This is a genomic window from Natrinema soli, assembly GCF_028618695.1.
In genome coordinates, this window is sequence record NZ_JAQIVI010000422.1 from 1 (window position 1) to 10605 (window position 10605).

Below are 10605 nucleotides of genomic sequence, written 5' to 3' on the forward strand. Positions count from 1 at the left end.
GGCCTCTCGCCGCTCATCCGGGCGATCCCGCCGGAGCTCGAGGGGATCGGCGCGCGGCTGACCGGGACGGCCGTGGGATTCATCTTCGCCGTCGGCGAGATCGGCGGCTTCCTCGGCCCGGTGCTCGTCGGGACGCTGCACGACCTCACCGGCTCGTACGCGCCGGGACTGGGAATCCTCGCGACCGGTGGGCTCGTCGTAGCGGTCGCTGGCGGCGTGTTGCGGTTCCGATACGGGGATTCCTGACGGACACTCGGTGGAGTCGTGAAAGACGCGCTCGAGCCGACGGCGGACTCACGCGTCACGCCTTTGACCGTCCGCGGAGTTACGGCTGACCATGTGGCAGGGTGACGGCTACTGGCTCGTCCGGTTCGTCTTCCAGCGGGGCCTCGCGCTGCTGTACCTGCTCGCGTTTCTCGTCGCTGCGCGTCAGTTTCGACCGCTGGCGGGCGAGGATGGGTTGTTGCCGCTCGAGCGGTACGTCAACGGTGTCTCGTTCTGGGACCGGCCGAGCCTCTTCTATCTCGTGCCGAGCGACCGTGCGATCGCCATCGCGGCCTGGACCGGCGTGGTGCTCTCGGCGCTGACGCTCGTGGGAGTGCCGTACTGGCTCCCCGCGGGATTCGCGACGCCGATTTCGATGGCCCTGTGGGCCGCGCTGTGGGCGCTCTATCTGTCGTTCGTGAACGCGGGCCAGACGTTCTACGGCTACGGCTGGGAGTCGATGCTCTGCGAGACCGGGTTTCTCGCGATCTTTCTGGGGGCGGGATCGGTCGCACCGCCGTTCGTCGTGATCCTGCTCCTGCAGTGGGTGCTGTTTCGCAACATGTTCGGTGCCGGGCTGATCAAGCTCCGCGGCGACGACTGCTGGCGCGATCTGACCGCGATGGACTACCACTACGAGACGCAGCCGATCCCGAACCCCGTGAGCTGGTTCGCCCACCACCTCCCGGATCGATTCCACCGGATTGAGACGTTCGGAAACCACGTCCTCGAGTTGCTGGTCCCGTTTTGTTACTTCGCGCCACAGCCCCTGTCGGCGCTGGCCGGGCTGGCGACGATCGGCTTTCAGGGCTGGCTGCTGGTCACCGGTAACTTCGCCTGGCTGAACGCGCTCACGATCGTGCTGGCGATTCCGACGTTCAGCGACGGCGTGCTCGCAGCCGCGCTCCCGATTTCCGCGCCCGCGACCGCGCCGACGCCGCTCTACCTCGAGGTCCTCGCGGCCCTCCTGGCCGCGGTCGTGATCGTCCTGAGCGTCCAACCGGTGCGAAACATGCTGTCCGAGAGCCAGCTCATGAACACCTCGTTCGATCCGCTTAATCTCGTCAACACCTACGGCGCGTTCGGCTCGATAACGCGGGACCGCTACGAGGTCGTCGTCGAGGGGACCGCCGACGAGGACCTCACACCGGAGACGGAGTGGCGGTCCTACCGGTTCAAAGGGAAGCCGACGGACCCCGAGCGCCGGCCGCCGCAGGTCGCACCCTACCACCTCCGACTCGACTGGCAGCTGTGGTTCGCCGCCATGTCGCCGACACCGCGCCGGAGTCCGTGGTTCCCGCGATTCCTCGGGAAACTGCTCGAGGCCGACGCGGAGACGCTCGCGCTGCTCGCCGAAGATCCGTTCGACGGGGAGTCGCCAACACACGTCCGTGCGGTCCGGTACCGCTACCGGTACACCACGCCCGAGGAGCGGAGCGAAAGCGGCCGCTGGTGGTCACGCGAGCGCGTCGGGACGTACGTCCAGCCGGTCTCGCTCGAGGAATTGCGGGGACGCCGGCGGCGATTTGGGTGACTCGGCGGCTCGTATTTGGGACGCAGTTCAGCCGTCGTCGGATCCCCGGCGCGCCGGCGGCGTCTTCGAGAGATACCGGCCCCAGCGGTCGCGGTTGTCCGAGACCCACCGGTAGCCGCGCTCGCGGAACCGTTCGTAGTCCTCGAACTGCCGGAGGAATTCGACGACGTCGTCGACGGGACCGCCGACGTCGGTGCGGGTGAGCGCCTCCTCGATCGACGCCCCGCAGGAGTACACCTCGTCGTCGGTCACCAGATGCGAGCAGTCCTCGTAGTCGTCGGGCAGTCGCGCACGTAGCTCGTCGGTGAGATCGCTGAAGCCGACGATGCGGAGGGCCGTCCGCTCGTCGAAGTAGTCGGCCCACCAGGTACAGAAGCCGCAGTCGTCGTCGTAGACGAGCGTCGCCTCGCTCTCGCTCATAGAGGGACGTGGGGCCCCGAGCTACTAACGCTTGTTCTCGGTCTCGAGCACCGGGATACTTGGATCGGGACGGCGAAACGACACCCATGGAGCGGTTCGTTCGGCTAATCGTCGCCGGCGGCGTCGTCCTCGTCGGCGCGTGCTGGCTCGTCGCGGTCGTCGACGCGTGGTCGGTGGCGTGGATCGGTGGAATCATCCTCGCCCTCCTCGGGACGGCGGCCGTCTTCGCCGGGATCGCGAGTGAACTCGAGCCGGGCGCGTTCGCAGTCGAAGCGGAGTGAGCCGGTTCGTCGCCCCGTCGCCAGAACATTATTGGGACAGCTGGCCAATGGGGACCCATGAGTAGCGCGGCGGGACCACTCTCGGAACCGCAGGTGCTGGCCCACGCGAAGCGGCGGCTCTTTCCGGCGGACGACGAGTCGACCGCCTACGCGGTGGCCGACACCCAGTTCTCGAAAGCCGAGTGGCTTCCGGGGCACCCCGTCGATCCGACAATTCGCGACGCTCTGGCACCGTTTAACCACGTCCGGATCGGCGGCGGCTATCCCGATCTCGTCGGGGTTCGGACCCTCGAGTCCGACCTGCTGGCCGTCGAGCGCCTCGGCGACGAACCGCCGCTGATCGCCATCGAAGCGAAGGGGGAGACGAGCGGCGGCGTCGACACGCAGCTCGGAATCGTGCAGGCCTACGATCGGCTCCACGAGGCGAACGCGGCCTACCTCGCCGCGCCGGCGGCCGCGATCTCCGAGACCGATCGAACGCTCGCGCGAGAGCTGAACGTCGGCGTTCTCGGCGTCGATTCCGCGGGGACGGTCGACGCGCTCGAGGTGCCCCGCGTCGTCGGCAATCGGACGACGAGCGAGGCGACGGCGCTGCGATTCCAGGCGAGCGCGCAGGGGGTTGCGAACGCGTCGTTCGGACTGAACCACCCGAAGAACTACCTCGGCTATCCGCTCGCCCACTACGCGGCGGGAGACACCGCGGCGCTGTTGTCGGAGTACGATGTCGTGAGCGCCGTGAAAAGCGCCAGACAGGGTGCCGCGTTCCTGGGGTTGATCGAGGACGGCGTCAGTGTCGAGGGCATCGAACTGACATCGCTCGGCGAGGAAGTCGTTCGATTCGCCACGGCCCGCTGTGGCTCCGTAGAGGCGGCGCTCGCGGAGTTCGAGGACTGGTTCCGATCCCGGAAACGATTCGTCGATCTCGCGCCCGCGTGGGGCCGGCTGGCCCGGCGGGTGCTCTTCGCCTATCCCGCGACCGAACTGCTGGTCACGGAGTTACAGACCATGTACGAGGACGGAATCACGGAGCCGTCGCTGGTGGACGCGGTCACCTATCTGCACGAGCTCCATCCGTCGTTCACCGTCGAACTGTTCATTCGGGGTGACGACGGCGTCCGAAGCCGGGTACTGACCGAGGACGGCGAGCTTCGGCGCTCGGCGCTCGAGGACGGCTCGGTCTACCACTCGCCGACGGTGTTCCAGCTGAAGGCGATGCTGTACCACACCGGGATCCTCACCGAACGGGGAGCGGAACCGCACCGGCTCGAGCCGCTCGAGGACGTCTGGGCGCTTCGGGAACCCGTCTGATTTGGTTTGTTTTGGGCTCCTCGAGACAGCACGGGCTTCCGCCCAAATCTTCACGTCGTTCCCGGTCGTCGTATCGTCCATGTCCGAACCAGCACTCGCCGACCAGGAGTGCGAGGCCTGTACGAGCGAGGACGAACCCCTCGAGTCCGACGAGTACGCCGACTATCTCGCGGAGATTCGCGACGACGTCTGGGACGTCGTCGACGACCACCACCTCGAGGGAACGTACGCGTTCGAGGACTTCCGGGACGCCCTCGAGTTCACGTACGAAGTGGGCGAGTTGGCGGAGGAGGAGTGGCACCATCCGGATATCCAGCTCGAGTGGGGCGAGGTGACGATCGAGATGTGGACGCACAAGATCGACGGCCTCCACAAGACCGATTTCGTGATGGCCGCTCGGATGGACCGCATCTACGCGGAGTACGAACCCGACGAAGACGCGTAGCGCTGGCGATCCGACCACAGACACACTACTGTTGCATGTGAAGCGGCTCTCTTCAGAGGGGGAGAGACCCTCCGCGGTTTTATCTGACGCAGAAGACGGCTTGAGAGAAGACGGGGCACGACTCGATCGGTTGCGGCTCGATACGATGCATTGGTGAACTCGACGGACCAATCGGCAAAAGCTTCGACCGAACCATGCCGTATACTGCGACTGGACTTCCAACAGTGGTGTGACTACCGATAGCAGTCCACGACTGGAGCTGTGAATAACCGACGGAGAGCACGATGGTGCTTATACAACGATCCGTCTACCTCGCGCTCGGGGTTGAGATATGAAATGGTTTTCGAGGACAATAATCAGTATCAGTAGATAGTAGTACGCTTTCTTTATGTAGAAATACTCGTGCAATTCGCAGCAAGTATAGACGAAGGAGTTACCGCTGCCAGCATCCGCGAGCGAAGCGAGCGGTTTGCGACGAGAGAGCATCGCTCTCTCGGCATCACGAAAGCGCGCTGAGCGCCTTTCGAACGACACCACCGGAGCGGGCGAAGCCCGCGAAGGCGGCCTTTGTAGCGTAGATTTTTGCGCCAGCGCGGGTCCTCCGGTCCCGCGGGCCATGCGAACGGGCGCTACGCACCCGTGAACAGACGAGATGTTCCGAACGAAGTGGGGAATCCCGAGGCGGAAAAAAGGTATGTAGGCCGTTCTACTTACTAATTAATTCACTCGCTGTCCACTGTCGGGGGGCGCTCTGCCTGTATGTTTGAATCTATTTCCTCGCAGCAGCTTTGAATATCCACTCGTCATCGGCTGCCCTCCGCACTGTCCACGTCCTCTGCCTCGAGTCGTCTATAGACCTCGATCGTCTCCTCAAGGTTACGGATCGCCGGACCAAGTGTGAGCGGCTGGATCAGTTGGCGGTTGAGAATCCGAACGTCAGAGAGGACTTCCTCGAGACGGACTGGAATCGAGTCAGCAATCAGTTCTGATGGGAACTGCCGACTGTATCCCGTCTCTCCAATGATAGATATAGGATCGTCTAACCATAACAGTGGTTTTATTCGACCAAGATGGGATAATCAAAAGATTAAACAGATGAGTAAACGCACATTTTAAGTTTTGATAGATCATCTATAAAAACCTGATCAATGCCCGATAGCTCAGAAACGGACGTTGACCTGCGGCACACCGGAGAAACAGACGAAAGAGAGACCACCCGACGGAGATTCGTTCAATCGGGGGCGATCGGTCTCGCGATGCTAGGAGTCTGGGACGTCTCCGGGGTAGCAGATGCTAAAACTACTCAACGAGCCAGTATGAACACTGCCCTCCACAGACCTGTAAATAAACACTCTTTCAGCAATGGTCTCACTGGTCTGCTGCAGCGAAACCAAGTGTGGACAAACGCATTACCGGACGGCTATTTCAGCGATGTCCAAAACAGTCAAGCACCCTCTGTGACCACTGTCTGTTGCTCTGATTCACGAGTCTCCCAAGAAGGCATGTTTCTTGGTGCTCTTGAGGCGGGTTTCTTGTTTAAACCGAGCAATATAGGAAATAAAGCAATCAGTATAGTAGAGGGCGAACGAGTTGTAGACGGTGATTTTCTTTACGGACTCGAAAAGGCGGATTCCGAAAACGGAGTTGTTGTCGGGCATACTGACTGCGGTGCGATTACTGCTGCCTATGAGATTGCAACTGGAAAACAGCTCAATGAATCACCTGGAATCAGACAAGAACTGGAAGTACTTGTAGATATTGTCGATGAGGGGCTCAAATCAGACCGTGTTGATACAGAGACGAAGGATCTTAAAGTCATCAATCAACTCGTCGAATACAATGTTCATCGACAGATTCGATTCCTTCTCGACAGTGATGCAGTATCTGAAGAGCGGAATCTCTATGGGTTCGTCTACGATTTCCAAGGGGCGTACGAAGGTATGCGAGGACGAACCTATTTGGTCAATATCGACGGTGAAACCGACCAGTGTCAACTCAAGCAACAAGTTCCGAATCGGTATAAGGAGTTTGTTCAGAGTATACTTCACTAAGTGAAAACCATAGATAACGGATCTTTAAGTGGCAAGGCATGGGTTTACTCTATCCAAACCAGTCATCAGTGCCACGGTGTGGACGGTGTGAAGACGCAGTGTCACGGTTAAAAGTTCATAATATTGTCTTATTCCGTGATTCGTCACTGTCTAGTTCTGCACCTTCTCGACTGGCAGTAGGGAGAACTGGGTTTCTCGAGTCGTCGATAGCACTGAAAAGCTACGTCGGGGAAGGGATAACCGACGTAGCTAAATCCTCCTCTGCAGGGGGTTGAATATAATGTCTACGTGCCCCTGCATAGAGACCAGATCACTGTGTCACAATAATCCCCTATGCGCGAGCGTGAGCGCCAGCGCGAGACCGAAGACGGCTGAGATCCTGGGTGTTCGAGGCCGAGTCCGGAATATCGTCGCCGTACTCGCTCAGCAATTGGGTCGACACAGTCGGCGGCCGGCGGTATCGATAGCTGCCTACGAGCGAATGATCCGAGCCCGAATCTTCGTCTCTCCCCGTGGAACCGCTCGAATTTCGTACGTGCCGGCGTCCTCAATCGCAACCTCGAACGACGCGTCGGCCTCGACGGTTTCGCGATAGATCGATTCGACGGCCCCGTCCACGTTGACCACGCGGATACTGCCTCCCCTCTCGTACCCGGTGATGTCGACGGTGATCACGTCACCCGCGTCGGCGTCGACGCTGTAGTTCGACGCGGTGGCGATCGTTTCGTCGACGACCGTTTCCGGTTCGTCATCGTCGCCGGTACCGCCGGTCTCGTCGCTCGAGCAGCCGGCGAGTGCCGATATGAATATTGCACCGCTCCCATAGAGTACCGTCCGCCTGTTCATATAATTTCAATCGGATAAGATATTGATAAGAGTGGCTACTGCGAGCCGCCGGGCTCGAGTTCGTCGACGACCGCGTTCGGATCCATCCGGAATCCGGAGATCCGCTCGGTGGTCTGCCGGAGCGACCGCCGATACCACCTGTACAACGAGATGACCGTTCCGTCACTGCCGCGTTCTCACGGCAGTAACAACGGTCCGGGCGCGAATCCCGGACTCACGAGTTGCTTCCGGTCGTGCAAAACTCGAGTGTAGTTGGCAGTTCCGCTCGCAGTTGTCCCTGCTGGAGCATGTCGTGGCAGGAACTCACATCCGGATTCACCGTGCCGATACGCTCGTGATTGCGGTGCTCGCAACGATCGGGGACTGAGAGGGCGCGATTCGAGCGTGAAACCCCGATACGAACAAGGCATACCTGTCTCGGCGGCGTAGCCAGAGCCAGAGCGATGACCGACTTCGAACTCCTGAAAGAGCGAATTATCGACGCACTCGAGCGAGAGAACCACACCCACAAGTCGCTCAGGCGCACACTCTCGGACGAGTACGGATACGGTGATGACACCGTCAGTCGTGGAATCTCGGAGCTCAATTCCGAGGGTGTGATCGCACACGAGAAGGGGTTCTTCGAACTCACCGATGACCGAACGTAGCGCAGCCGATCGATTTCGATGCGGGCCCAGCGGGGCGATAGCGGACCGATACGATTCGTCGACCCCGTTCGGTTTTCGAACGAGATCAGTCTACTGAACTTCGCGCCGATTTCCGTCCCGTCTCGGATTCGAATCGTTCGGAGTCGGCCGGACGAAAATGTGCTGCTATCGTTCCACTTCGCTTCACTCCCGCTTCGAATTCTCTGTGTCGGTTAGCGCGTGCGTCCCCGATCACGCGACGGCTGTGCGATCAGTGTAACTCGTTTCTGACGATAACGCCCGCGAAAACGCGAGAAGCGATCAGCGACCCGGTAGCATGCGCCGCAGATCGCCCTACGTCGAAAATTCGGTGTCGGCGAGGTCGCCGGTCGATCCGTCGACCGAAACGCCCGTTTCCGCGAGCGTTACCTCGACGCCGTCGTTGCCGTCCGTGACGGAGACGATATACCCCTGATAGACGAACTCGAGGCCCGAAAAGCCGTCGGCGTCGGGAAGTGAATCGAGCATGTCGGGATCGATCACGTCGTACAGCGGGTCGAGGTCGAGCGGATCGGCGTCGTCGGCCTCGGCGACGAGATCTATGACGGTCATGCTAAGCGAGGTGTCTGCCGTGGCGGATAGCGACTGCGATGAGTGCATGACTGGTGGTCGGGGACCGGGAGTAAAGAAGATGGCCCAATATTTCTCCCAGCTTCAGATGGAGAAAAGGACGACTCGTCAGATACCACTACGGCGTCGTTCGAGGTGGCTACCACCGGCTATTCCGATATCGGATATACGTGTTCCGGTATCGACGCACGGTCACTCCCGCCGCGGGACCTCGTGCCGGCCGAAGCCGTACCGGAGTCGGTTCGCGAGGCGCCGCGAGAACCGGCCGTCGTCGGCCCGCGAACCGAACCGTTCTGCCAGCGCGGTGTAGAGCAACGGCAGGGGAACCTCCTGTTCGAGGCCCTCCTGCACGGTCCAGGTGCCGGTCGAGCCACCTTCGATGCGATCGGCGACCGTCCCGAGGTCGGTCCCCTCCTCGCGGAACGCCTCCTCACAGAGTTCGAGCAGCCACGAGCGGATGACCGCGCCGTTGTTCCAGACCGACGCGACGTTCTCGAGGTCCAGATCGTACCGTCCCTCGTGGAGCAGTTCGAACCCCTCGCCGTAGGTCTGCATCAGGGCGTACTCGACGCCGTTGTGGACCATCTTGACGTAGTGGCCCGAGCCGGCGGGCCCCATCCGTTCGTGGCCGTTGGGGCCTGTCGCGACGGCGTCGAAGACCGGCTCGAGTTCGTCGTAGGCCCACTGGGGACCGCCGACCATCAGCGAGAAGCCGAGTTCGGCACCGGCGGGGCCGCCGGACGTGCCGCAGTCGAGATACGCCGCGGGGCAGGCCTCGGCGCGGCGGACGGAGTCCTCGAAATTGGAGTTGCCGCCGTTGACGACGATATCGTCGCCGTCGTCGTGGGGCTCGAGTTCCTCGATAGTGACGTCGACCGCGTCGCCGGCTGGGACCATCAACCAGAGACGTTTCTCGTCGTCGAGTCGATCGACGAAGTCCGCGATCGAGTCGGCGGGGTCGGCACCGGCGTCGGCCGCCGCCGCGACCGCGTCCTCGTCTAGGTCGAAGGCGACGACCTCGTGGCCCGCCGCGAGGGTGCGCTCGACGACGATCTGTCCCATCCGTCCGAGTCCGATCAGGCCCAGTTGCATGGATATGGGTCGGCCGGCCGGTGTGGTAGTGGTTGCGGTTCGGTGGCGGCCGGTGTGGGAGTAATTTCGGTTCGGTGGCGGACGGTGTGGGAGTGGTTTCGGTTCTGTGCGGTCGGGTAGTAATCCCGTTGAGTGCGACCAGTAAGAGGCCCGTTCGAGAGCTGCAGCGGACTCAGTCGGTCGTCGCAGAGGCCCGGACCAGCCTGGCCGCGAAATCGGGTCAGGAACTCGGCCGACCGCCGGATCGCATCGCGTCCGAGGGGTCGGCCGGCGCGGCCTCGAGCGTGATTTCGACGTGGCTGCCGCCGATGGCCGACCGTGCGAACGAGACGCTGCCGCCGTAGCTGTCGATCATCCAGTTGACCAGCCAGAGCCCGAGGCCGCTCCCGTGGGTCAGTTGCGTGATGTCGGTCTCACCGGTGACGACGTCGATCTCCGCCGGCGGGATGCCGGGGCCGTCATCGGCGACCGAGAGGTGGACCGCCTCGCCGTCGCGCGTGACCGACACCTCGACGATCGGCTCCGATCCCGTGTGCTGGACCGCGTTCTCGAGGAGGTTGTCGACGACGGCTCGCAGCCCGGGATCGGCCCACGCGCGGCAGCCGCGCTGGCCGTCAGCAGCTGTGCGAGTTGGACGTGGTGGTCGTCGAACGCACCGCTGACCGGCGAACCGACGTTGAGGAGACCGTGGTCGGCGATCGGAATGATCATCGCGCCCCGAAGCGGTCCGTAGTCGTACTGTGAGCTATTCTGCAGGTCCTCGATGATGACCGGTTCGGGACCGACGGAACGAATCGCCCATCGTGTTCTCGGAAACGCAGACGCGTTTTCGCTCGCTGAACAGGTTACCGACCGCGTCGGAGGCCGCGGTGAGGACCAGTTCCTCGGCGTCGCACTCGTAGAGGCGAACTGAGACGACGCCGAACCCGAGCACCCGTTCGGCGGCGTCGACGACGACGTCCGCGACGTCCTCGCGCAACTCACAGGAGAACAGGGCTCGCGTCGTCTCGAGCAACTGGGTCACGATGTCCGCGCGGTGGTCCCCCTCGGAGACGGCCTCCCGGCTGCCGTCTCGCTCGGCGAGGGGGGCTCGAGCGCCGGGGCCGAC

11 protein-coding genes and 3 pseudogenes are annotated in these 10605 nt (G+C 62.3%); 7 read left to right on the top strand and 7 right to left on the bottom strand.

The window, feature by feature from the left end:
- Positions 1-246: pseudogene (locus PGX04_RS22990) on the top strand (MFS transporter); the annotation flags it as partial.
- Positions 247-337: 91 nt separating this feature from the next.
- Entirely contained in the window at positions 338-1798 is a 1461-nt protein-coding gene (locus PGX04_RS22995) for a lipase maturation factor family protein (RefSeq protein WP_273740641.1), read from the top strand.
- A 27-nt stretch (positions 1799-1825) separates the two neighbouring features.
- On the opposite strand, the gene PGX04_RS23000 is transcribed toward PGX04_RS22995, so the two are convergent.
- Entirely contained in the window at positions 1826-2218 is a 393-nt protein-coding gene (locus PGX04_RS23000) for a thiol-disulfide oxidoreductase DCC family protein (protein WP_273740642.1), read from the bottom strand.
- A gap of 86 nt (positions 2219-2304) precedes the next feature.
- On the opposite strand from PGX04_RS23000, the gene PGX04_RS23005 reads away from it, so the two are divergent.
- From PGX04_RS23005 to PGX04_RS23020, 4 genes are all read left to right on the top strand, one after another.
- A complete protein-coding gene (locus PGX04_RS23005) occupies positions 2305-2499 on the top strand; it encodes a hypothetical protein (protein ID WP_273740643.1) in 195 nt (64 codons plus the stop codon).
- A gap of 57 nt (positions 2500-2556) precedes the next feature.
- A complete protein-coding gene (locus PGX04_RS23010; protein ID WP_273740644.1) occupies positions 2557-3807 on the top strand; it encodes a hypothetical protein in 1251 nt (416 codons plus the stop codon).
- Between the two features lie 79 nt (positions 3808-3886).
- Positions 3887-4252 (top strand): 4a-hydroxytetrahydrobiopterin dehydratase, encoded by a 366-nt coding sequence (locus PGX04_RS23015; RefSeq protein ID WP_180842743.1) that lies wholly within the window; start codon positions 3887-3889, stop codon positions 4250-4252.
- A gap of 1148 nt (positions 4253-5400) precedes the next feature.
- Positions 5401-6303, top strand: coding sequence for a carbonic anhydrase (locus PGX04_RS23020; protein WP_273740645.1), 903 nt, complete (start codon positions 5401-5403; stop codon positions 6301-6303).
- Between the two features lie 471 nt (positions 6304-6774).
- Here PGX04_RS23020 and PGX04_RS23025 read toward each other — a convergent pair whose 3' ends face one another.
- A complete protein-coding gene (locus PGX04_RS23025; RefSeq protein ID WP_273740646.1) occupies positions 6775-7149 on the bottom strand; it encodes a hypothetical protein in 375 nt (124 codons plus the stop codon).
- Between the two features lie 443 nt (positions 7150-7592).
- Between PGX04_RS23025 and PGX04_RS23030 the strand changes: the two genes are divergently transcribed.
- Positions 7593-7796: a hypothetical protein gene (locus PGX04_RS23030; RefSeq protein WP_273740647.1), complete on the top strand. Its 204-nt coding sequence runs from the start codon at positions 7593-7595 to the stop codon at positions 7794-7796.
- A gap of 333 nt (positions 7797-8129) precedes the next feature.
- On the opposite strand, the gene PGX04_RS23035 is transcribed toward PGX04_RS23030, so the two are convergent.
- From PGX04_RS23035 to PGX04_RS23055, 5 genes and pseudogenes are all read right to left on the bottom strand, one after another.
- Positions 8130-8435, bottom strand: a complete 306-nt coding sequence (locus tag PGX04_RS23035) for a HalOD1 output domain-containing protein (protein WP_273740648.1) — start codon at positions 8433-8435, stop codon at positions 8130-8132.
- A 162-nt stretch (positions 8436-8597) separates the two neighbouring features.
- Positions 8598-9497, bottom strand: a complete 900-nt coding sequence (gene gnd / locus PGX04_RS23040; RefSeq protein ID WP_273740649.1) for a phosphogluconate dehydrogenase (NAD(+)-dependent, decarboxylating) — start codon at positions 9495-9497, stop codon at positions 8598-8600.
- 220 nt (positions 9498-9717) lie between these two features.
- Positions 9718-10074, bottom strand: coding sequence for a sensor histidine kinase (locus tag PGX04_RS23045; protein ID WP_273740651.1), 357 nt, complete (start codon positions 10072-10074; stop codon positions 9718-9720).
- 77 nt (positions 10075-10151) lie between these two features.
- Positions 10152-10292: pseudogene (locus tag PGX04_RS34160) on the bottom strand (hypothetical protein); the annotation flags it as partial.
- Positions 10243-10605 (bottom strand): annotated as a pseudogene (locus PGX04_RS23055) (hypothetical protein); the annotation flags it as partial. The pseudogenes PGX04_RS34160 and PGX04_RS23055, both read right to left, overlap by 50 nt.

Coding starts and splice junctions, on each gene's coding strand:
- PGX04_RS22995 (WP_273740641.1), top strand. CDS start 338: ATGTGGCAGGGTGACGGCTACTGGCTCGTCCGGTTCGTCTTCCAGCGG.
- PGX04_RS23000 (WP_273740642.1), bottom strand. CDS start 2,218: ATGAGCGAGAGCGAGGCGACGCTCGTCTACGACGACGACTGCGGCTTC.
- PGX04_RS23005 (WP_273740643.1), top strand. CDS start 2,305: ATGGAGCGGTTCGTTCGGCTAATCGTCGCCGGCGGCGTCGTCCTCGTC.
- PGX04_RS23010 (WP_273740644.1), top strand. CDS start 2,557: ATGAGTAGCGCGGCGGGACCACTCTCGGAACCGCAGGTGCTGGCCCAC.
- PGX04_RS23015 (WP_180842743.1), top strand. CDS start 3,887: ATGTCCGAACCAGCACTCGCCGACCAGGAGTGCGAGGCCTGTACGAGC.
- PGX04_RS23020 (WP_273740645.1), top strand. CDS start 5,401: ATGCCCGATAGCTCAGAAACGGACGTTGACCTGCGGCACACCGGAGAA.
- PGX04_RS23025 (WP_273740646.1), bottom strand. CDS start 7,149: ATGAACAGGCGGACGGTACTCTATGGGAGCGGTGCAATATTCATATCG.
- PGX04_RS23030 (WP_273740647.1), top strand. CDS start 7,593: ATGACCGACTTCGAACTCCTGAAAGAGCGAATTATCGACGCACTCGAG.
- PGX04_RS23035 (WP_273740648.1), bottom strand. CDS start 8,435: ATGCACTCATCGCAGTCGCTATCCGCCACGGCAGACACCTCGCTTAGC.
- gnd (WP_273740649.1), bottom strand. CDS start 9,497: ATGCAACTGGGCCTGATCGGACTCGGACGGATGGGACAGATCGTCGTC.